This is a genomic window from Streptomyces spinosisporus (genome assembly GCF_022698145.1).
Classification (GTDB): Bacteria; Actinomycetota; Actinomycetes; order Streptomycetales; family Streptomycetaceae; genus Streptomyces; species Streptomyces spinosisporus.
On sequence record NZ_JALDAX010000004.1, the window covers coordinates 533,546 to 554,940 of the forward strand.

Annotated in this window: 19 protein-coding genes; 4 read left to right on the forward strand and 15 right to left on the reverse strand. The window is 71.2% G+C overall.

What is annotated here, in order from left to right; genetic code table 11:
* Positions 1 to 4 precede the first annotated feature (4 nt).
* The gene (locus tag MQN93_RS14045) at positions 5 to 724 is read left to right on the forward strand and encodes an ABC transporter permease subunit (protein WP_016436981.1); all 720 of its coding nucleotides are present in this window, start codon (positions 5 to 7) and stop codon (positions 722 to 724) included.
* A gap of 342 nt (positions 725 to 1,066) precedes the next feature.
* On the opposite strand, the gene MQN93_RS14050 is transcribed toward MQN93_RS14045, so the two are convergent.
* The 9 genes from MQN93_RS14050 to MQN93_RS14090 all read right to left on the reverse strand — a co-directional run bounded on the left by MQN93_RS14050 (position 1,067) and on the right by MQN93_RS14090 (position 11,050).
* Positions 1,067 to 1,885 (reverse strand): HAD family hydrolase, encoded by an 819-nt coding sequence (locus MQN93_RS14050; protein ID WP_242709724.1) that lies wholly within the window; start codon positions 1,883 to 1,885, stop codon positions 1,067 to 1,069.
* A complete protein-coding gene (gene serS / locus MQN93_RS14055; RefSeq protein WP_242709725.1) occupies positions 1,882 to 3,159 on the reverse strand; it encodes a serine--tRNA ligase in 1,278 nt (425 codons plus the stop codon). Before serS ends, MQN93_RS14050 begins: the two co-directional genes overlap by 4 nt.
* A 555-nt stretch (positions 3,160 to 3,714) precedes the next feature.
* Complete coding sequence (pheA, locus tag MQN93_RS14060; protein WP_242709726.1) at positions 3,715 to 4,647, reverse strand: prephenate dehydratase; 933 nt, start codon at positions 4,645 to 4,647, stop codon at positions 3,715 to 3,717.
* 80 nt (positions 4,648 to 4,727) lie between these two features.
* Positions 4,728 to 6,041, reverse strand: coding sequence for an iron uptake transporter deferrochelatase/peroxidase subunit (gene efeB / locus MQN93_RS14065; RefSeq protein WP_242709727.1), 1,314 nt, complete (start codon positions 6,039 to 6,041; stop codon positions 4,728 to 4,730).
* A gap of 8 nt (positions 6,042 to 6,049) precedes the next feature.
* On the reverse strand, positions 6,050 to 8,065 hold the full coding sequence (locus MQN93_RS14070) for a copper resistance CopC/CopD family protein (RefSeq protein WP_242709728.1): 2,016 nt from the start codon (positions 8,063 to 8,065) through the stop codon (positions 6,050 to 6,052).
* Positions 8,066 to 8,078: 13 nt separating this feature from the next.
* Positions 8,079 to 8,537, reverse strand: coding sequence for a copper chaperone PCu(A)C (locus tag MQN93_RS14075; RefSeq protein WP_242709729.1), 459 nt, complete (start codon positions 8,535 to 8,537; stop codon positions 8,079 to 8,081).
* Positions 8,534 to 9,187 (reverse strand): SCO family protein, encoded by a 654-nt coding sequence (locus MQN93_RS14080; RefSeq protein ID WP_016436974.1) that lies wholly within the window; start codon positions 9,185 to 9,187, stop codon positions 8,534 to 8,536. Before MQN93_RS14080 ends, MQN93_RS14075 begins: the two co-directional genes overlap by 4 nt.
* Positions 9,188 to 9,288: 101 nt before the next feature.
* Entirely contained in the window at positions 9,289 to 10,023 is a 735-nt protein-coding gene (locus MQN93_RS14085) for a YcnI family copper-binding membrane protein (protein WP_242709730.1), read from the reverse strand.
* A 130-nt stretch (positions 10,024 to 10,153) separates the two neighbouring features.
* Positions 10,154 to 11,050 carry a hypothetical protein gene (locus MQN93_RS14090; protein WP_242709731.1) on the reverse strand — a complete coding sequence of 299 codons (897 nt, stop codon included), beginning with the start codon at positions 11,048 to 11,050 and terminating at the stop codon, positions 10,154 to 10,156.
* 223 nt (positions 11,051 to 11,273) lie between these two features.
* Between MQN93_RS14090 and MQN93_RS14095 the strand changes: the two genes are divergently transcribed.
* A complete protein-coding gene (locus MQN93_RS14095; protein WP_016436971.1) occupies positions 11,274 to 11,720 on the forward strand; it encodes an ATP-binding protein in 447 nt (148 codons plus the stop codon).
* A 51-nt stretch (positions 11,721 to 11,771) separates the two neighbouring features.
* Here MQN93_RS14095 and pdxR read toward each other — a convergent pair whose 3' ends face one another.
* The 3 genes from pdxR to MQN93_RS14110 form a co-directional block, all read right to left on the reverse strand.
* Positions 11,772 to 13,142 carry a MocR-like pyridoxine biosynthesis transcription factor PdxR gene (gene pdxR / locus MQN93_RS14100; RefSeq protein WP_372504353.1) on the reverse strand — a complete coding sequence of 457 codons (1,371 nt, stop codon included), beginning with the start codon at positions 13,140 to 13,142 and terminating at the stop codon, positions 11,772 to 11,774.
* A gap of 66 nt (positions 13,143 to 13,208) precedes the next feature.
* On the reverse strand, positions 13,209 to 14,666 hold the full coding sequence (locus tag MQN93_RS14105; RefSeq protein ID WP_242709733.1) for an aminopeptidase P family protein: 1,458 nt from the start codon (positions 14,664 to 14,666) through the stop codon (positions 13,209 to 13,211).
* Positions 14,667 to 14,789: 123 nt separating this feature from the next.
* On the reverse strand, positions 14,790 to 16,238 hold the full coding sequence (locus MQN93_RS14110; RefSeq protein ID WP_078516718.1) for a PP2C family protein-serine/threonine phosphatase: 1,449 nt from the start codon (positions 16,236 to 16,238) through the stop codon (positions 14,790 to 14,792).
* 575 nt (positions 16,239 to 16,813) lie between these two features.
* Here MQN93_RS14110 and MQN93_RS14115 point away from each other — a divergent pair.
* Both MQN93_RS14115 and MQN93_RS14120 read left to right on the forward strand, forming a co-directional pair.
* The gene (locus MQN93_RS14115) at positions 16,814 to 17,479 is read left to right on the forward strand and encodes a bifunctional DNA primase/polymerase (protein WP_016436967.1); all 666 of its coding nucleotides are present in this window, start codon (positions 16,814 to 16,816) and stop codon (positions 17,477 to 17,479) included.
* A 56-nt stretch (positions 17,480 to 17,535) separates the two neighbouring features.
* Positions 17,536 to 18,096, forward strand: a complete 561-nt coding sequence (locus MQN93_RS14120) for a hypothetical protein (RefSeq protein WP_242709734.1) — start codon at positions 17,536 to 17,538, stop codon at positions 18,094 to 18,096.
* A gap of 243 nt (positions 18,097 to 18,339) precedes the next feature.
* On the opposite strand, the gene MQN93_RS14125 is transcribed toward MQN93_RS14120, so the two are convergent.
* The 3 genes from MQN93_RS14125 to MQN93_RS14135 form a co-directional block, all read right to left on the reverse strand.
* Positions 18,340 to 19,326 carry a DUF5926 family protein gene (locus MQN93_RS14125; RefSeq protein WP_242709735.1) on the reverse strand — a complete coding sequence of 329 codons (987 nt, stop codon included), beginning with the start codon at positions 19,324 to 19,326 and terminating at the stop codon, positions 18,340 to 18,342.
* A gap of 267 nt (positions 19,327 to 19,593) precedes the next feature.
* Positions 19,594 to 20,154, reverse strand: a complete 561-nt coding sequence (locus MQN93_RS14130; RefSeq protein WP_372504354.1) for an ATP-binding protein — start codon at positions 20,152 to 20,154, stop codon at positions 19,594 to 19,596.
* A gap of 254 nt (positions 20,155 to 20,408) precedes the next feature.
* Positions 20,409 to 21,236 (reverse strand): glycerophosphodiester phosphodiesterase, encoded by an 828-nt coding sequence (locus MQN93_RS14135; RefSeq protein ID WP_242709736.1) that lies wholly within the window; start codon positions 21,234 to 21,236, stop codon positions 20,409 to 20,411.
* Between the last annotated feature and the right edge of the window lie 159 nt (positions 21,237 to 21,395).

Here is a 21,395-nt window from a genome sequence, read left to right on the forward strand (position 1 = left end):
GAAGATGTACGACCCCACAGTCGCCCGGCTCACCTACCGGGCCCTGCTCGGCCGTCGCCGGGCCCTCATCCTCGGGGCGCTGCCCCTGCTGCTGATCGCGATCTCCGTCGTCGTACGGGGCCTCGCCGGCGCCGACGACCAGACGGCCTCGGACCTGCTCGGCGGGCTCGCGCTCGCCACGATGGTGCCGATCATCGGCGTCATCGCCGGTACGGGCGCTATCGGTCCGGAGATCGACGACGGCTCGGTGGTGTATCTGCTGTCCAAGCCGCTGAAGCGGCCGACGATCATCTTCACCAAGTTGATCGTGGCGATCGCGGTGACCATGGTGTTCTCGGCGCTGCCGACCCTGATCGCCGGGTTCATCCTGAACGGCAACGGCCAGCAGATCGCCGTCGCCTACACGGTCGCGGCCCTCGTCTCGTCGATCGCCTACGCCGCGCTGTTCCTGCTGCTGGGCACGGTGTCCCGGCACGCGGTGGTCTTCGGTCTCGTCTACGCCCTGGTCTGGGAGGCCCTGTTCGGCTCCCTGGTGCCCGGTGCGCGCACGCTGAGCGTCCAGCAGTGGTCGCTGGCCGTCGCCCACAAGGTCGCCGGCGGGGACCTGGTGACGTCGGACGTCGGCCTGACCACGGCGACGGTGCTGCTGATCGCGGTGACCGTGCTGGCCACCTGGTACGCCGGACAGAAGCTGCGGACGCTGACGCTCGCCGGCGAGGAGTGAGCCTTTCCTCCCGTGAGGGCGGCCCCTGCCGTACGGCTGTTTTATTCGGTGGCGCCCAACTCGGTGCAAAGGCACCATTGTTGTGTGAAGGACGCCGGTGAGCACCGGCGCCGTGAACGGGGAGAGGAGCCGGGCGATGTCCATGCACGACAGTCCGTCCGGCTCCCGTCAGGGCGGTTCGCGGGGGACTCCGGTGTAGTTACCCCACTGTCGAGTCCCGCCGCAGGCACCTGCCCGGGGCGGCCGCTTCGAGCACGCGATGTCGCTCTCGCGTGGGCCGCCCACCCACGTCGCCGTAGCCCGCGCCGACCCCTGCCGCCTCTGCGGTACGGGGCGGCGCGGCTACGGCAGCAGTCTTTCCAGCACCAGCGCGATCCCGTCCTCCTCGTTGGAGGACGTCACCTCGTCGGCCACTGCCCTCAGCTCCGCGTGGGCGTTGGCCATGGCCACGCCGTGCGCGGCCCAGGCGAACATGGGGATGTCGTTGGGCATGTCGCCGAAGGCGATCGTGTCCGCGGCCTTCAGACCGAGCCGCCTCGCCGCGAGCGAGAGTCCCGTCGCCTTCGACAGGCCCAGCGGCAGCAGTTCGACGATTCCCTCGCCCGCCATCGCGACCGTGACGAATCCGCCCGCGGCCCGCCGGGAGGCCTCCGCGAGCTCGTCGTCGGTCAGCTGTGGGTGCTGTATGTAGATCTTGTTCAGCGGGGCCGCCCAGAGGTCGGACGCGTCCGTGAAGGGCGTGGCCGGGAGTGTGCCGGTGACCGCGTAGCCCGGGCCGACGATCACCTCGCCGTCCAGCCCGTCCCGGCTGGCCGCCAGATGCAGCGGGCCGACCTCCGCCTCGATCTTGGCCAGCGCCACCCCCGCCAGCTGCCGGTCCAGCGTCACGGACGTCAGCAGGCGGTGCGCCCCGGCGTCGTAGACCTGCGCGCCCTGGCCGCAGACCGCGAGGCCGTCGTAGCCGAGGTCGTCGAGGATGTGCCGGGTCCAGGGGACGGCGCGGCCGGTGACGACGATGTGTGCGGCACCGGCCCGGGTGGCCGCGGCGAGCGCGTCGCGGGTGCGCCGCGAGACCGACTCGTCGGAGCGCAGGAGCGTTCCGTCGAGGTCGGTCGCGATCAGCTGGTACGGGAAGCCCCCGGACCCGGACGTGCCGCTCACTTGGCGACCGGTTCCAGGACCTCTCGGCCGCCCAGGTAGGGGCGCAGCACCTCGGGGACGCGGACGGAGCCGTCGGCCAGCTGGTGGTTCTCCAGGATGGCCACGATGGTGCGCGGTACGGCGCACAGCGTGCCGTTGAGCGTCGCGAGCGGCTGCACCTTCTTGCCGTCACGCAGCCGCACCGACAGCCGGCGGGCCTGGAAGCTGTCGCAGTTGGAGGCCGAGGTCAGCTCGCGGTACTTGCCCTGGGTCGGGATCCACGCCTCGCAGTCGTACTTGCGCGACGCCGACGCGCCGAGGTCGCCCGAGGCCACGTCGATGACCTGGAACGGCAGTTCCAGACCGGTCAGCCACTGCTTCTCCCACTCCAGGAGCCGCCTGTGCTCGTTCTCCGCGTCCTCGGGGGCGACGTAGGAGAACATCTCGACCTTGTCGAACTGGTGCACACGGAAGATGCCGCGGGTGTCCTTGCCGTAGGTGCCGGCCTCGCGGCGGAAGCACGGCGAGAAGCCGGCGTAGCGCAGCGGCAGCTGGTCGGCGTCGAGGATCTCGTCCATGTGGTACGCGGCGAGCGGGACCTCGGAGGTGCCGACCAGGTAGTAGTCGTCCTTCTCCAGGTGGTAGACGTTCTCCGCGGCCTGGCCGAGGAAGCCGGTGCCCTCCATGGCGCGGGGGCGGACCAGCGCCGGGGTCAGCATCGGGGTGAAGCCGGCCTCGGTGGCCTGGGCGATCGCCGCGTTGACCAGGGCCAGCTCCAGCAGGGCGCCGACGCCGGTGAGGTAGTAGAAGCGGGAGCCGGACACCTTGGCGCCGCGCTCGACGTCGATGGCGCCGAGCGCCTCGCCGAGCTCCAGGTGGTCCTTGGGCTCGAAGCCCTCGGCGCCGAAGTCGCGGATCGTGCCGTGCGTCTCCAGGACGACGAAGTCCTCCTCGCCGCCGACGGGCACGTCGGGGTGGACGAGGTTGCCGAGCTGGAGGGCGAGGCGCTTGGTCTCCTCGTCGGCCTCGTGCTGCTCGGCGTCGGCCGCCTTGACGTCGGCGGCCAGCTGGCTCGCCCTCTTCAGCAGCTCGGCCTTCTCGTCCGCGGAGGCCTTGGGGATGAGCTTGCCGAGGTTCTTCTGCTCGGAACGCAGCTCGTCGAAGCGGACGCCGGACGACCTGCGCCGCTCGTCGGCAGACAGGAGAGCGTCGACGAGCGCGACGTCCTCTCCACGGGCGCGCTGGGACGCGCGCACACGGTCGGGGTCCTCACGGAGCAGGCGAAGGTCAATCACGCGCTCAAGGCTACCGGTGCGGGAACGGGGCCCACGACTCACCATTCCCTACAGTGATCAATTGCGGCTTACGTTCCGTTATGAGGGAATTGCGCGCAGTGTCAACAAAAGGTGTCCCGCTCCCTGGAACGAGTAGGCCCCGGGGCGCCGTGTTGACCGGATTCCCTTGTGGGAAACGGGACTTGGGCGGTCGGTTGTCCACAGCGATCCACACCTTTCGAAGAGTTATCCACAGGGTGTGCGGTGGATCTGTGGATTTCGGAATTGATCACTCCGAAACCGGGGCGTCACCGTCCGGATTCACTGCTCAAACCATCTCTTACCCCTACTTTCGAGTGGAAAAGGGTCGCCCCAAAGGATTGCCTAAAGGAAACGGGTGGACGAACGGTGACATGCGCGCCGGTGGACGCCGAAGGAGGCCTCAGACCGATTTGTCGACTGAGTGGCACCGCGGTGTCGACTTGTCCCCAGGTCGAGAACCTTGCCTGTGGATAACTCTGTGGACAACGAAAATCTGCAGGTAGGACTGGCCGGGCGGACCAGTGGGCAGAATCGCTAGAAGCGCCCGTCCTGGCAGCGGGCCACCCAGTCCGCCGCCGCCACGAACTCCTGGTCGGACGTCCCCCGCCGCGGCGCGCTCACGTCCTCGACACCGATGTCCGCGCGCGGGTACGAACCGAGGTACCGCACCTCCAGGCAGATCCGCTTGAGCCCCATCAGGGCCTCTGCCACCCGGCGGTCGGAGATATGACCCTCCGCGTCGATGCAGAAGCAGTAGTTGCCGATGCCCGCGCCGGTGGGCCGGGACTGCAGCAGCATCAGGTTGATGCCACGAGTGGCGAACTCACCCAGCAGATCGCGCAGACCACCGGGGTGGTCGTCGCGCTGCCACAGCACGACGGAGGTCTTGTCCGCGCCGGTCGGCGCCGCGGGCCGGGCGGGCCGGCCGACCAGCACGAAGCGGGTCTGCGCGTTCTCGGCGTCGTGGATGCCGGTCTCCAGCGCCTCCAGGCCGTACAGCGCGGCGGCGAACTCGCCCGCGAACGCGGCGTCGTACTGGCCCTCCTGGACCAGCCGGGCGGCGTCCGCGTTCGAGGCCGCCGACTCCCAGTGGGCGTCCGAAAGATGCTTCCTGAGCCAGTTGCGCACCTGCGGCTGGGCGGCCGGGTGGGCGGAGACCGTCTTGATGTCGGAGAGCTTCGTGCCCGGCCGGACCAGCAGCGCGAAGGTGATCGACAGCAGCACCTCGCGGTAGATCATCAGCGGTGTGCCCGCGACCAGTTCGTCGAGGGTGGTCGTGATGCCGCCCTCGACGGAGTTCTCGATCGGCACGAACGCGGCCTCGGCCTCACCGGCGCGTACCGCGTCCAGGGCGGACTGCACGGAGACGTAGGGGATCAGTTCCCGGGTGGCCGCCTCGGGAAGAGTGCGCAGGGCGGCTTCGGTGAAGGTGCCCTCAGGACCGAGATACGCGTAGCTCGCTGGCATGCCTTCACCCTAATGGGCTTACGGGGACGCGGCTCACGTGTCTCACCCGTGCCCCACGGGTGGGTGAACCGGCGCGCGGCTCACCCCTCCAGCAGCCGTTGCCCCACGTACTCCCCCTCGGCCGCACCGCCCGGCACCGCGAACAGTCCGCTCGCCTCGTGGCGGATGTACTTCGACAGGGCGTCGCCGCGGTCGAGCTTGCGCTGCAGGGGGACGAAGCCGCGCAGCGGATCGGCCTGCCAGCAGATGAACAGCAGTCCCGCGTCGGGCACCCCGTCGGCGTCGATGCCGTCGTGGAAGGAGAAGGGGCGCCGCAGGATCGCCGCACCGCCGTTCTGGTCGGGGCGCGTGATGCGGGCATGGGCGTTGACCGGGACGACGTACTCGCCCTTGGCGTCGGTCTTGTCCAGGTCCATCGGGGTCTTCTCGGTGCCGCCCGACAGCGCCGCCCCGTCGGACTTCCTGCGCCCGATGACGTTCTCCTGCGCGTGCAGGGTCAGCTTCTCCCAGTCGTCGAGGAGCATGCGGATACGGCGTACGACGGCGTAGGAGCCGTTCCTCATCCACGCCGGGTCGTTCGAGCCGGACGCCGGCACGAAGATCCGCCGGTCGAAGTCGGCGTCGGACGGCTTGGGGTTGCGGGTGCCGTCGATCTGGCCCATGAGGTTGCGGGTCGTCATGGGGTGGGCCGTGGCGCCCGGCGTGCGGTTGAAGCCGTTCATCTGCCAGCGGACCCGCGCGGCGCTGCCCGCGTCCTTCTGGATCGCGCGCAGCGCGTGGAAGGCCACCAGGGCGTCGTCGGCTCCGATCTGCACCCACAGGTCGCCGTTGCTGCGGGACGGGTCGAGCCGGTCGGAGGAGAAGTCGGGCAGCGGGTCCAGCGAGACGGGGCGCTGCTTCTCCAGGCCGGTGCGGGTAAAGAAGCTGTGCCCGAAGCCGAAGGTGATCGTCAGCGACGACGGCCCGGCGTCGCGCGCCACGTCGGTGTCGTCGTGCGCCGAGGGTTCGCCCGCCATCAGCCGCTCGGCCGTTGCCGACCAGCGGCGCAGCAGGGCGGCCGTCTCCTTGCGGCCCGCGCCCGCCGCCAGGTCGAAGGCGACGAGATGGCCCTTGGCCTGGAGGCCCTCGGTGATGCCGGGCTGATGTTTCCCGTGAAACATCGCCCTGTCGGAGCCGACGGAGGTCAGCGGGGTGGCCCCGGAGGGCGCCGCCGCGTACCCCACGGCTCCGCCGGCCGCGCCGAGCACGAGCCCGGTGGCGCCGGCGGTGCCGAGCAGGGTGCGCCGCGAGACGCCCCGCGAGGCGCCCTGGGCGGAAGGGGCCCGGCTCGCGGCGTCCGCGTCCTTGCCCGCGCCGGCGGCGGTGCGGGCCTCGGGAATGGATCGTTCAGCCATGGTGCGGTTCAGCCGATCTGCGCGTTCTTGGAGACGGTCACCTGGTCGATGTCGGAGGTCCGCACGGTCACGGCGACCTTCCAGTCGCCGGCCATGGGGATCTGCACATCGCCGGCCGACCAGTGTCCGGTGGTGATGCGGTCGGGCGTGACCGGCAGCGGCCCGATCTTCTTGGCCTCCAGGGTGAAGGCCAGCTTCACCTCGGGGACGTCGAAGGCGCGTCCGTTGGGCCGGGTGACGTAGACGTGCATCTCGTTGCCGCCCACGCGCGCGGGGTCGAGGTCCACCGACACCACGCCCTTGCCGTCGGTGCCGCCCGTGTCGAACGGCATCGTCAGCGTCAGCGCTCCGGACGACGCGTCGGACGAGGAGTCCGCCGAGGAGGACGCGTCCGAGGACGAGGCTGCGGCCTTGGCCTCCTGCACCGTACGGCCCGGCTCGGTCTGCGTCAGCACCGTGGTGACGGCGAGCAGCGCGACGGCGACGCCCGCCTCGGCGAGCACGGAGCGCCGCAGTCCGAAACGGTGGGGGTCGGCGTCCCGCTGCCGCTTCTGCCGCGCCGTGTCCACGGCGGCCCGCTGGCGGGCGAGTTGGGCGGCGCGCTCGGGGTCGCCGGACGCCTTGGAACCGCTGCCGGACGCCTTGGAACCACTGCCGGAGGTCGACTTCCCTTTCCCGGTGCCGGAGGCCGTCTTCCCGGAGCCGGTCGTCGTCTTCCCGGCACCTGCCTCGGTGTCGGCCGTCGTGGCGCCCGCGCCGACGCGTGCCTTCTCCCGCGGACGAGGCTCCGCGGGCACCGTGTCCGCCAGCCGCGCCGTCCACCGCCGGGAGATGTAGGCGATGCCGACCAGCAGCGCCACCAGCCCGATCTTGACCAGCAGCAGCTGCCCGTACGAGGTGTCGGTGAAGGCCGACCAGGAGCCGAGCTGACGCCACGACTGGTAGATGCCGGTCGCCACCAGCGCGAGGACGCTGCAGAAGGCGACCTGGGAGAAGCGGCGTACCGCGGCCGTCTCGACCGGGGTGTCCGCGCGGTACAGCGCGACCAGGAGCGCGCACAGCCCGCCCAGCCAGGCCGCGACCGCCAGCAGATGGACGACGTCGACCGGCATCGCGATCCCGGGCTGCAGCCCGGTCGAGGCGTGCTCGGCCATCGCCCAGCTCGCCGCGAGACCGGCGGAGACGACGAACCCGCCGATCGCGAGCCCGAAGGTCAGGTCCCGCTTCTCCTCGTCCTCACGCTTGTCGTAGGCGCCGAAGAGCACGGCGATGAACAGTGCCGCGGCGGCGAGCAGCAGCAGCCGGGACACCAGCGCCGCACCGGTCTTGGTCTGCAGCACCTGCCCCAGCAGCCCCAGGTCGAAGATGTCGCCGACCTTTCCGGTGCTGGTGTAGGAGCCGCGCAGGAGCAGCAGCAGAAGGGTCGCGGCGGTCAGCGAGAGCCAGCCGGAGACCACGAGCCGCTGCAGCGGACGTACTCCCGAACCACGCTGCCAGCAGGCCAGGACGAAGGCGGCGCCGCCCACCATCACGATGAAGCCGGCGTACGACATATAGCGTCCGAAGCCGTACAGCCAGCCCACCACGCCGCCGCCGACCTCCTGGCCGACCGCCTTGACCGAGGTCGAGGACGGGGCGCCGATGGAGAAGGTGAAGGCGCCCGCGACGGGATGGCTGTCCGCGGAGACGACCTGCCAGGACACCGTGTACGTGCCGTCGGACAGGCCGCTCTTCAGCTTCACGGCGTACGAGGTGCCGCTGACGTTGGCCGGGTTGCCGGCGTCGACGCGCTTGCCCTTGGGGTCGAGCACGCGCAGCGAGTCGTCGGACGTGGCGACCTTCTCGGAGAAGGTGAGCGTGACCTGGCTGGGCGCCGTGTCGACCACCACTCCCTGCTCGGGGTCGCTGCCGGTCAGCGCGGCGTGCGCGGAGGCCGGCCCGGCACCGGCGAGGAGCACGCCGATGACGGTCAGGCACAGCAGCACCAGGAGCCGCATGCGGCGGGGGGTGGTGGTCTGCGTCACGGTGTTCCCTCCCTCAGTGTCCGTTCGCGGGGTTGTACGTGGCGGACTTCACCGGCATCTCAACCCTGATCGGGCCGGACTCGGCGAAGTGGAGCTCCACGCTCACCTTCTGGCCCTGCTTCGGCTTCTGCTTCAGGTTCTCGAACATCAGGTGGTTGCCGCCGCTCTGGAACACGAGCCGCCCGTGGGCGGGGATGTCCAGCGACTTGACCTCCTCCATGGACTGCCCGACGGTCCGGTGGACCGTCACGCTGCCCGCGGCGTCACTGGTGACGGAGGTCAACTCGTCCTTGGCGCCGCCGTCGTTGGTGATGGTGACGAAGCCCGCGGCCATGTCGGAGACCGGCTGGGGCATGTAGGAGGAGCTGACGGACAGTTCGGGCTTCGCGTCGCCGGAGTCGCCGGAGCCGCCGCAGGCCGTCAGGGCGAGCGCACCGGCTATCAGGGCCGCCGGCGCGACGAGGTGCCTCACGGGTTCTCCCCCTTGATGAGCTTGGGGAGGTCCTTGGTGTAGTCGTCGACGGTGGCGTCCTCGCCGTACAGGACGTAGCCGCCGTTCGTCTTCGGCGAGAACGCGATGACCTGGGTGCCGTGCACCGAGACGGTCTTGCCCGTCTTCTTGTCCTTGTGGGTCGGCTCGATGGAGATGCCGAGGGTGCGGGCGCCGGCCTGGATGGTGGCGAAGTCGCCGGTCAGGCCGACGAACTGGGGATCGATGCCCTTGAGCCACTTGCCCAGCTCGGCGGGGGTGTCGCGGCCCGGATCGGTGGTGACGAACACGACCCGCAGCTTGTCCTGCTGGGCCTTGGGCAGCTGCTTCTTGGCGACGGCGAGGTTGTTCATCGTCAGCGGGCAGATGTCGGGGCAGTGGGTGTAGCCGAAGTAGATCAACGTCGGCCGGCCCGCCGTCTCCTTGCGGAAGTCGTACTTCTTGCCCTGGGTGTCGGTCAGCACCAGGTCGGGCTTCTCGAAGGGCTTGTCGAGGATGGTCGCGGCCTTCTGCGAGGTGTCCTCGGAGACCACGGCGACGGGCGACTTGCCGTCGTCACCGCTGCCGCAGGCGGACAGGGTCAGACAGGCGGCGCCGAGCAGCGCGGCCGCGAGAGACGTCTTCTTGCGCATACTGCATTCTCCCGGGGGACGACCCCGCCCCCCGGCCGCAGAACGGGCGGGCCGGGGAACACGGGGCGTCCCGGAAAGTGGGGTGGGGTGGACGGGCTGGGTCAGGCGTCGCTGCGGCGACGGCCGGCGAGCACGCCGTACGCCACGCCCAGCGCTCCGACGACGATGCCGACGATGCCCAGCACGCGCGCGGTGGTGTCGCTGCTGTCGCTGTCGGCGGAGGTGTCGGCGGCCGCGTTCTCGGTGTCCTTGGCGTTGTCGGAGGCGTCCTCGGCGGTGGAGCCGTGCGCGTGGTCGTCCTCGGCGGCGGACAGGGCCAGCACCGGGGCCGGGTTCTCGGGCTCCTCCTGGCCCTTCTGCTGGACCTCGATCCAGCGGACGACCTCCTTGTCGGAGTACGTCTGCAGCGCCTTGAAGGTGAGTTCGTCGGCGTCCTCGGGCAGGGTGCCGACGGAGACCGGGAACTTCTGGAAGAAGCCGGGCTTGACGCCGCCGTCCTTCGCCGTCCACGTGATCTTGGAGACGGCCTCGTTGATCTTCTCGCCGTGCATCTCGATCGGCTTGGCCAGCTTGGACTTGGTGACCTTGATGTCCCAGCCGTCGATCGGCTCCGGCATGGCGGAGGCCAGCGGGTGGTCGGTCGGGAAGCTGACCTCGAGCTTGGTGGTCGAGGCGTTGTCGCGCTCGTTGGGGACCTTGAAGTCGATGACGGCGTAACCGCCCTTGGCGGCGGTGCCCTCGGGCTGCACGGTGACGTGCGCGAAGGCGGGCGAGGACAGGACGACGACGGCCGAGGCGGCAAGGGCGCCGGTGGCGGCGAGACGGGAAGCCTTCATGAACGGGTGCGCTCCACTTCGGGTGAGGTTCGGTGACGAGGGGCGCGTGACGCGAAAGGTGCGGGCACGCGCGTGTGCCGCGCGACGGCGGCCCCTCTCCCGGTCCCGGCAGAGTGGCGGTCGCGTCGCGTCAGGCGGCCAGAGCGAGCACGGCGGCCGGCGGGCCGCGTCTGATCACCGAGTGCTGGAGTGCGGTGGTACGGGGCTTGCGGGGCGCGAGCAGCGCGGTGCGCGGCGGAGCCGGATCCGTCTCGGGCAGGCCCGGAAGCCCGGCGCGCAGCGCGCGCACCAGTGCGAGCGCCCCGCGCAGGGACCGTACGAAGGCCCCTTCGGCGACCATGTGCGCCGACAGCGTGGACAGTTCGGCGAGCCGCAGCAGAGCCAAATCGCCGCGGCGCAGCAGCCAGCCCGCGGCGATCGCCGCGAGGACGTGGCCGAGCAGCATCGGCAGGGACGGCAGCAGCGAGGTGAAGGAACCGGTGGTGGACAGGGCGTCCGCCGGATGGTGCGCGGAGCTCATGTCCATCGCCGTCTCGGGGGACAGCCCGGCGTCGGCGAGGATTCTGCGGGCCTGGGCGGGGCTGATCGCCGCGGCCGTGGTCCCGCACACCAGGCGCGCCGCCCGCTCCACCAGCGTGGCGTCGGACATCGAGTGCATCGCGTGCACCGACGACATGGATGTCATGGATGTCATGGACGGCATCGACGTCATCGGTGACACGGACGCCATCGAGCCCATGGAGGAGCCGGTGTGCTGGGCCAGTCCGAACAGCGTGTGCAGCGCGGTCTGTCCGGCCGCGAGCAGTGCCGCGATGCCCGGCAGCGACCGCGCGCGTCCGGCGAGCGGTGCCGCGACCAGAAGTGCCCCGGCGAACCCCGCGCCCAGCGTCCACAGCGGCACCGTGGCGCAGGAGGCGAGAGTGTGACCTGCAGCGGCCAGCACGACGCAGACCGCGGCGAACACCGCGGCCCTGAAGATCCGGAGATCGTTCCCGGAGCGCGTCGGGCGCTGGTGGGGGGCAGACATGGCGGGCTCATCATCGCACTGGCCCCAGGGGCGCCGTACGGCAGGTCCACAAGGTGCGGTACGAACCGGAACGTCGGCCTCTGCCACGGGCCGCCCGCACATACACCGATTCCGTTCCGGACGCATCGCCCATATGGGCTGCATCACGTCAACTCTGTGCTTACAACGGGGCACGCGCGGCAATACGTAACGGTATGTCGAGCCGCTGGCTGGAGGCTGGAGCATGAGCATCTGGTGGTCACTCCACTTGCGGCGGGAAGCCGCGAGCGTTCCGCTCGCCAGACGGCTGCTGCTCGGCACGATGGAGACGGCGGGCGTCGACCCCGACATCTCCTACGACCTCTCGGTGGCCCTCAGCGAGGCCTGTGCGAACGCCGTCGAGCACGGCGGGGGCACCGTCCAGGGCGCGACCTCGGAGGCGTACCGGGTCACCGCGTATCTCGACGGCGAGAAGTGCCGTATCGAAGTCACCGACTCCGGGCCGGGGTTCGGCCCCGCCCCGGCGCCCCGCCCCGTCCGCGCGGACGCCGAGCACGGGCGGGGCCTGTTCCTGATCCGTGAACTCGCCGACCACGTCCACATCGGCCACAAGCCGGGCCGTGAGGGCACGGTGGTGAGCTTCGACAAGATCCTCAAGTGGCGCGAGGACGCGCCGCTGATGGCCGTGTGAGCGGCCGTCGCGGCTGCGCGGCCGGCCGGCCCGAGTGACGAAACAGCTCCCTCAGCCGCTCTCCAGCACCTTCCCCAGCACCTCCAGCGCCTGCGGATACGCCCGCTCCCGAGGCGTTCCGTAGCCGACGACGAGCCCCTGCGGGCGTCCCGGCGCGGGCGTGTGCCAGTGGTCGCCCAGGTGTCCCACGGCCAGCCCCTCGGCCTCGGCCCGCTTCAGCACCTCCTCCTCGTCGGCGACCTCCACGAGCGCGTGCAGCCCGGCGGCGATCCCGCGCACCTCGGTCCGGCCGCCGAGCCGGCCGAGCAGCTGGTCCCGGCGTCTGCGGTAGCGCAGCCGGCACGCGCGCACATGGCGGTCGTAGGCGTGGCTGTCGATGAGTTCGGCGAGCGCCAACTGGCCGATGGACTCGGTGTGGTGATCGCTGTGCAGCTTGGCGTCGGCGACCGCGTCGACCAGGTGCGGCGGCAGCACCATCCAGCCCAGCCGCAGCGCGGGTCCCAGCGTCTTCGAGGCGGTGCCCAGATAGACGACCCGCCCCGGCGCCATCCCCTGGAGCGCGCCGACGGGCTGGCGGTCGTAGCGGAACTCCCCGTCGTAGTCGTCCTCGACGATCAGCCCGTCACGCGCGCGTGCCCAGTCCGTGATCGCGCGCCGCCGCTCGGGGTGCAGCGTCACCCCGGTCGGGTACTGGTGCGCCGGCGTCACCACCACCGCCCGGCAGTCCCCCAGTTCGTGCGCGCACGCGCCCCGCTCGTCGACGCGCACGGGCACGACCGTACCGCCGTTGTGCCGCACCACCTCCCGGTGGAAGGGCAGCCCCGGGTCCTCCATGGCGATCGTCTCGCCGTCCAGCACCCGCGTGAGCAGCGCGAGCCCCTGCACATACCCCGAGGTGATCACGATCCGCTCGGGCGGCGCGATGACGCCCCGGGCACGCCCCAGATACCCCGACAGCGCGGTGCGCAGTTCGATCCGGCCGCGCGGGTCCCCGTAGTCGTACGCCAGCAGCGGCGCCGTCGCGATGGCCCGTCGCAGCGCCCGCAGCCAGGCCGCCGCCGGGAACGCCCCGACGTCCGGGCTGCCGGGCCGCAGATCGAAACGCGGGGTACGCGCGCGTGCCGCCGCCTCCGGGGCCTCGGCGTCGAGCGAGGGCAGCGAGGCGACCCGGGTGCCCGAACCCTGCCGGGCGGTCAGATACCCCTCGGCGACCAGCTGGTCGTAGGCCGCCTTGGCGGTGCCCCGGGAGATGCCGAGCTCCTCGGCCAGCCGCCGGGTCGCCGGCAACCGCGTCCCGGGCGCCAGCCGCCCGTCCCGCACGGCGTCCCGCAGCGCCCGCTCCAGCCCGATGCGCCGCCCGTCGGCGGCGTCCGGCTCCAGATGCAGATCGACCCCGACACCGGACCAGAAGTCGTCGTTCACCAATCCCCTCCCCCTGGGCATACCAATGGCCGGGCACCTGACAGGTGCCCGGCCGCAGCTGTTTCATCAGCCCTTCAGTGACGCCATCCAGGACTCGACCTCGGCGGAGCGCCGCGGCAGGCCCGCCGACAGGTTGCGGTTGCCGTCCTCGGTCACCAGGATGTCGTCCTCGATCCGCACCCCGATGCCGCGGTACTCCTCGGGCACGGTGAGGTCGTCGGCCTGGAAGTACAGGCCCGGCTCGACGGTGAGGCACATCCCCGGCTCCAGCGTGCCGTCGACGTACGTCTCCACGCGCGCGGCGGCGCAGTCGTGCACGTCCATGCCGAGCATGTGACCCGTGCCGTGCAGCGTCCACCGGCGCTGCAGCCCGAGCTCCAGCACCCGCTCCACCGGCCCCTCGACCAGACCCCACTCGACGAGCCGCTCGGCGAGCACCCGCTGCGCGGCGTCGTGGAAGTCGCGGTACTTGGCACCCGGCCTGACGGCCGCGATGCCGGCCTCCTGGGCGTCGTACACGGCGTCGTAGATCTTCTTCTGGATCTCGCTGAAGCGGCCGCCGATCGGCAGCGTGCGCGTGACGTCCGCGGTGTAGTACGTGTGCGTCTCGACGCCGGCGTCCAGGAGCAGCAGGTCGCCGGAGCGCACCGGTCCGTCGTTGCGCACCCAGTGCAGGGTGCAGGCGTGCGGTCCGGCGGCGGCGATGGTGCCGTAGCCGACGTCGTTGCCCTCCACGCGCGCGCGGAGGAAGAACGTGCCCTCGATGTAGCGCTCGGAGGTCGCCTCGGCCCGGTCGAGGACCTTCACGACGTCCTCGAAGCCGCGCACGGTCGAGTCGACCGCCTTCTGCAGCTCACCGATCTCGAAGGCGTCCTTGACCAGCCGCGCCTCGGAGAGGAAGACCCGCAGCTCCTCGTCGCGCTCGGCGGTGACCTTGTCGGTCAGGGCCGCCTCGATCCCGGCGTCGTAGCCGCGCACGACGCGCACCGGGCCGGTGGCCTCGCGCAGCGCGTCGGGCAGTTCGCGGACGTCGGAGGCGGGGATGCCGTACAGCTTTTCGGCCTCGGTGAGCGAGTGCCGGCGGCCGACCCACAGCTCGCCCTGTCCGGAGAGCCAGAACTCGCCGTTCTCCCGGTCGGAGCGGGGCAGGAGGTAGATCGTCGCGTCGTGGCCCGTCGCCGTGGGCTCCAGCACGAGGACGCCGTCCTCGGTCTGGTTGCCGGTGAGGTAGGCGTACTCGACCGATGCCCTGAAGGCGTACTCCGTGTCGTTCGAGCGCGTCTTGAGGTTTCCCGCGGGGATCACCAGACGGTCGCCGGGGAAGCGCGCGGAGAGCGCGGCGCGGCGGGCGGCCGTCTCGGCGGCCTGGGCGATCGGCTCCAGGTCGTGCAGCTCCGTGTCGGCCCAGCCGGACTTCATGTTCTCGGCCAGCTCGTCGGAGACGCCCGGGTACAGGCCGTTCTTGCGCTGCTTGATCGGCTCTTCGCTCTCTTCCGGGGTCTCCGGCGTGAGCTCGTCTGCCACGGTCATCCTCCTCGATACGGCACTGGACCCCCTCCATCGTACGGTCGTGCGGAAGGGGTCCACGGGGCGAAGGACCTGTTACCGGTGGCAGCGGCGCGCGGCACGCGAGCACGCGCCCCGGGCTCACTCGAAGCGCGCCGCCAGCAGGACGACGTCCTCCTCGCCGTCGGCCTCGTCCCGCCCGTCCGGCAGCACCGTCCGCAGCACATGGTCGGCGATCGCGTCCGGGTCGCCGCGCAGCGCCCTCGGCACACCGGCCGCCGCCGCATGCAGCCGGGCGAAGGCGCGGTCGGTGGGATCGCCGGTGCGGTGCAGCAGCCCGTCGGTGTAGAGCAGCACCGTCTCGCCGCGCTCCGCCTGCATCTCCACGCTCGGCGCCTCCCAGCAGGCGAGCATGCCGAGCGGCGCGGACACGGACGTCTCCACGAACTCCGTGCGCCGCTCGCCGACCAGCAGCGGCGGGCAGTGCCCGGCACCGGCCAGCGTGATCTTGCGCAACGCCGGTTCGCAGTAGGCGAACAGAGCGGTGGCGGAGCGGGCGGGCTCGGTCAGCCGCAGCAGCAGTTCGAGATCCGACAGGACGGCGACCGGGTCCTCGCCCTCCATCACGGCGTACGCGCGCAGGGACGCCCTCAGCCGTCCCATCGCGGCGACCGCGCTCGGCCCCGAGCCCGTCACCGAGCCCACCGCGAGACCCAGGGCCGCGTCGGGCAGCGGCAGCGCGTCGAACCAGTCACCGCCGCCGCGCGGACCGGTGCGGTGCCGGGCGGCGAGCTGGACACCGGGCACCCGGGGGAGCCGGGACGGCAGCAGCTCCTCGGACATCGTCGCCATGGACGCGCGCGTGCGCTCCAGCTCCACCAGCCGGGCCAGGTGCTCGCCGGCGTAGCGCGCGTAGAGCCCGACCAGATGGCGCTGGCGCTCCAGGGGTTCGGCCGGCTCGTCGTACAGCCACACGGCCGCGCCCAGCCGGCCCGCGCCCTTGGCGACCAGGGGCAGCGCGTAGCAGGCGGCGTAGCCGAGGCGGGCGGCCACCTCGCGGTGGCGGGGGTCGAGGCCGTCCTCGGCGAACAGGTCCGGCTCGGCGATCTCGCCGTCCGCGCCCGGCAGTCCGTCGAGGATGCGGCCGTAGGACATGGCGCTGCGCGGCACGGTCTCGATGTGGCCGAGGTCGGCGCGGGCGAGGCCGAGGCCGATCGTCGTCTCCGGTCCCAGTCCGTCGCGCGGCTCCAGGACGACGAGACCGCGCCGGGCGCCCACCAGGGCGGCCCCCGCGCGCAGCACTTCGGTCAGCGCCTCCGCGAGCACGTCCGTGCCGGTCAGGCGTTCGGTGAGTTCATGGAGCGTCGTGAGGTCCGAGACCCAGCCGGCGAGACGGTCGGTGAGCAGGGCCCCTGGTGGGTGCGGTGGGGGGACCGGGGCGGTACCCGAGCTGGCGGACGCGGGCGCGACAGTGTGTGCGGGCGAGGGAACCGTTGAATCGATTCCAGCCACTTTCGAAGGGTGAGGGGCGTTCATGGCGTCCGGCTTTCCGACCGGTGCGTACTGCTCAAAAGCATCGCAAACCCCCATGTCATTCTGCGTCGCTAGCAGTGTCTCCACATGTACACGCACTCGTTAGGGGATGTCCAGCATTGTCCTGCCGGGATTCCTGGTGTCCGTGGGCAACCAGTGACCTCCTTTGACCTCCTTGCGTAAAAGCAAATTTGGCTTAAAACTGACTCGGGTTACGGGCTATTGCGGTCGACTGGGTTTGCTCCACAGAGCGTCACAGCGGTCGCGATGGGTACGTACTCGGTGAGGGCCAGGGGTGGTTGACAGCCACCCGGAACCTGGCGCCCGACCCGGGCGTCCTATCCACCGACGACCGTGCCCCATCCTCCCGTGGCAGAGGCGAAGAGAAATACACGGGACGGCAAAACGCCAGACTTCGCCACCCCCGCGCCACGCCCATGCTTTTGATGGAAGCAGTATGGGCGGAGCAGTCGAGGATGCCGCGGATGCAGTCAATGTTCGGCCCATAGGGGTTCCCCTTGCCCAGGGCAGGGGTGTGATGCGCCAACAGGTACGCACAGTGAAGTGATCGACACATGGTGTGATGTGGCCCACGGTGTTGCCAGCGGTGCAACGGAAAGGAACGAGCGCTCATGCGCGAGATCCTCGGAAGGCGACGCAGGCTCCTGTCCAAGCGCAGTGACGGAAGGCCTGAGTTGATCAGCGCGGCCCTGACCTTCGCGACGGAATATCAGTGGCCCGTGCTCCCGGGTGTGGCGGCGGACCCGCAGGCGCGTTCCCGCTGCGGCTGCCCCGACGCCGAGTGCACGGTGCCCGGCGCACACCCCTTCGACCCCGGCCTGCTCGCGGCCACCACCGACGCCCGCATGGTGCGCTGGTGGTGGGGCAACCGCCCGGCCGCGCCGATCATCCTGGCCACCGGCGGCCGGGCGCCCTGCGCCGTGAGCCTGCCGGCCCTCGCCGCCGCGCACGCCCTGACCGCACTGGACCGCGTGGGCATGCGCCTCGGCCCGGTCGTCGCCTCGCCGAACCGCTGGGCGATCCTCGTGAAGCCGTACGGCATGGAGCAGTTGGGCGAGCTGCTCTACGCCAAGGACTTCGTCCCCGGCTCCCTCCGCTTCCACGGCGAGGGCGGCTATCTCGCGCTGCCCCCCTCCGAGACCGGCGAGGGTGAGATCCGCTGGGAGCGCGCCCCGCTGCCCGGCTCGGCCTCCCCCTGGGTCCCCGACGTCGAGGCCGTGGTGGACGTCGCGGTCGAGGTCCTCACTCGTACGGGTGTGAGCGCACCCGAGTTGTAGGGGTGTCGGGCGCGCACGGCGCTGCGCGCCCCCCTGCGGTGGCTATGTTCCGCGGTATGAACCTCCGTCTGCTCGCCCTCGCGGGCGTCGTGGCGTGCGCGGTCGCGCTGCCGCTGGCCGTGGCATCCGCGGGACCGCCGGACGACGAGGACCGCACCGTCGTCCGTGCCCCCGCGCGCGAATCGGTACGGTCCTCCCCGCGCGACGAGGACGCCAAGGCCCCCTCCGCCGCCCCCGCCGCCTCCCCCCGGCTGCTCGGCCTGGGCCTGGCCACCGCCGTGCGCTGCGGCCCCGAACTCACCTCCCCCGACGGCGTCGAGGCGCAGACCTGTGTGGTCACACAGGGCGAGGACACCTGGGCGCGCACCTACTACCGCAATGTGACGGGCGGGGCGCTGGACTCCGTACTGAGCCTGATGGGGCCGGGCGGGCGCACGGTGCAGATGAAGTGCGCCGTCGGCGCCGACGACGAGCCGGGAATGTGCGAGACGCCGCGGGAGCACAGCCGGAGCGGTCCGGACGCCTACACGGCGGTCGCGGAGTTCGCCTCGGGGCCGGGGAGCGGGCCGCTGCTGCTGCGTTCCGGTAGCAACTCCGGTGCGTCTACCGGCAGTTGACGGACGGTTGCATTCCGTAAAGCGCGCCCGGGAAGAAAAAGGTCCGGTTGCTGGCGACGGGGGATGCACCAGCAACCGGACTACTGGAACGGTAACAAGAGATCGGCGGTTCGCAAATTCGATCCGGTCTTTCCAGTCACGTATGTGCTTGTGCCGAACGGGATTTGTGAGCGGAGTCACCGATTCCAGGTGAGGGGATTCGGCTGACCGGTCGGTCAGCCGGATCCGATCCCGTCGCCTTCGTCAACTGAGCGTGACCTGGCGGTTGGTGAGGCCCCCACGGGCGCGGCGCTCGTCGGCGCTCAGCGGCGCGTCCGAGGCGAGGGCGGTCGCGAGGCGCTCGGCGAACTCGGCGGCCGGCTTCTCGATGTCCTCGGCGCCGAGCCCGCTCGGCAGGTCCCAGACCGGCACGGTGAGCCCGTGAGCGCGGAAGGAGCCCACGAGACGGGTGCCCTCACCGAGGCCGGAGCGGCCCGCCGCATGCAGCCGCGCGAGGGCGTCCAGAAGCTGCTCCTCCGGGTGCGGCATGACCCAGCGCAGGTGGTTCTTGTCGGGGGTCTCGCACCAGTAGGCGGCGTCGACGCCGGTGAGCTTGGCGGTCGGGATGGCCGCCGCGTTGGCCCGCTCCAGGGAGGCGGTCACCTCCGGGGTGGCGTTCTCGGCGTCCGGGACCCAGAACTCGAAGCCGCTGTGCACAACTGGCTCGAACGCGCCTTCGGGGTCGAGCAGATCCTGCAGCCGCGGTCCGCCGGCCGGCGCGCGGCGGCCCTCGACCGGCGTGCCCGGCTCGGCGGTCAGCGCGCGCTGGAGGTTGTCGGCGAGGTCACGGCTGACGTCGCCGGACGCCGTGTCGTTCTGCAGACCCAGCAGCACCGAGCCGTCGTCGCGGCGCAGTGCCGGCCAGGCCATCGGCAGCACCGTCGCCAGCGTGACGGACGGGACGCCCTCGGGCAGACCGCCCTTGAGGTTCAGCTCGACCGTGGCGGCCGGGACCAGCTCGCGCAGCGCCACCCAGTCGCACTCGCCCGCGAGCGCCTCGAAGGGGCGGTGCACCAGCTCGGTCGCGGCGTGCGCGGCGGCCCGTCCGTGACAGGCCTTGTAGCGGCGGCCACTGCCACAGGGGCAGGGCTCGCGCGCGCCGACGACCGGGACCTCCCCGTCGACGCCCACGGCGCGGGCCCCGTCCGTGCGCTGCGGCTTGGCCTTCGTCTGAGGTCGCTTCTTGGCCATCGTGGGTGTCTCCCGATTACGGCTCGTCTGGTACGCCCGGAGCCTAGCCGCTCCCACGACGCCCTACGGAAACCCCGGACACGGGACGGGGCGGTTCACCCCCGACTGCAGGGTCGGTGCGGCTTGCTCCCGGTGGCCGCACCGGCGCCCCCCTTAGTCCAGGTCGCCGGACGCAGCCGCTTGATCCGGCCGGCCGCGCGGCGATCCCCCCAGTCCAGGTCGCCGCAAGCAACCCCCTCGATCCAGCCCGCCGCGCAGCGCCCCCCGTCAGTCCAGGTCGTCGAAGGCGTCTGCGAAGTCCAGGTCCGGTAGTGGGGGGATTCTCGGGGTCGACGGGGTGGTGACGCGCGTAGGAGAAGCGTCAGGGCTGAGCCGGGGGTCGCGTCCTTGGACGCCGTTCTGCACCACGACCCATACGGTGACCTCGCCGCGGGCCTCGTCGCGGACGCCCCAGTCGTCGGCGAGTGCGGTGATGATGTTCAGCCCGCGGCCGCCGTGTGCGGTGACCGAGGGCGTGGACGGAGCCGGGCGGGTGGGCCCGCCGCCGTCCGTGACCGACACCGTGAGCCGGCCGCCGCGGTCCACGCGCCAGGCCGCAAGCACGTCTCCGTCACCGGACAGAGCGTCGCCCAGGGGCCGGCCGTGCTTGCACGCGTTGCTCAAGAGCTCGGACAGAATCAGCACGGCGTCGTCGATGACCGCATCCGACACACCGCCCGTGCGCAGTTGCTCGCGCATACGGTGTCTCGCCTGCCCCACGCCCGCCGGGCCATGGGGTACGGCCATGCTCGACGACGCGGGCACCTCCTGTGCCACCACCAACGCCACCCCCGAGACCTCCTTTGCCCCACGCCACGGTGTGGATGCCCCACTGGCCTGTACCGGAAACCGGCCAATGCACGTTCAGTGACGCATTCACAACGGCTGGACACGGAGCGAACGCGCCGGAGCACTCCCTGTAGCCATATGGCCGGATTTCGACTGTGACCGACTCTGGAGGATGGTGCCGAAGGGGTGTATGGGTCAAGGCTTCTCCACAGGTCTTTACCAGTGAAGTGACTTCATAGCGTGAAGAAAGGGGATCAGCCGTACAGCTGGCGCAGGACCGCACGTGGCCGGTTGGTGATGATGGCGTCGACGCCCAGCTCGACGCAGAGATCCACGTCCTCGGGCTCGTTCACCGTCCACACATGCACCTGGTGCCCGGCCCGTTTCAGCCGCTCGATGTACGCGGGGTGATTGCGCACGATCCGGATGGAAGGGCCCGCGATCCGGACACCCGCCGGCAGCCGCCCGTCACGCAGCCGGGGCGAGACGAACTGCAGCAGATAGACCGTGGGCAGCGTCGGCGAGGCGTCCCGCACCCGGTGCAGCGACCGTGCTGAGAAACTCATCACGCGGACGGGGGACTCCTCGGCGGCGGCCGGGGCGTCCAGACCGAACCGCTTCAGCAGCACCAGCAGCCGCTCCTCAACCTGTCCGGCCCATCGGGTGGGGTGCTTGGTCTCGATCGCCAGCTGCACCGGCCGCCCCGCGTCCGCGACCAGCTCCAGCAGCCGCTCCAGCGTCAGTACGGAGGTGTCCTGGCGGTCCTCGGGCCGGAACTCCCAGTCGGGCTCCTCGTCGCGGGTGCGCCACAGCTCCCGCGTCCTGCGCGAGCTGAAGTCCAGCGCGGCGAGCTCCGCCAGCTCCAGGGCGGACACCGCGCCGCGGCCGTTGGACGTACGGTTGACCCGACGGTCGTGGACGCAGACGAGATGACCGTCCGCCGTCAGGCGTACATCGCACTCGAGGGCGTCGGCGCCGTCCTCGATCGCCTTCTTGTACGCGGCCAGGGTGTGCTCGGGGGCCTCTTCGGAGGCTCCGCGGTGGGCGACGACTTGGATCCGGTGCTGCCGTGCGTGGGTCACCGCGTCATGGTGCCACCGCGACTGGGTAGTCGTGCGATCGGAGGAGCATGGATTGCGCCCCTTTTGCGCGTCATGGCCTATATAAGGAGTGGCCCCGGACCCACAGGCACCGCTTATGGCGCCCTGACGGCTCATGGGAAAGGCTGACGGCATACAAAA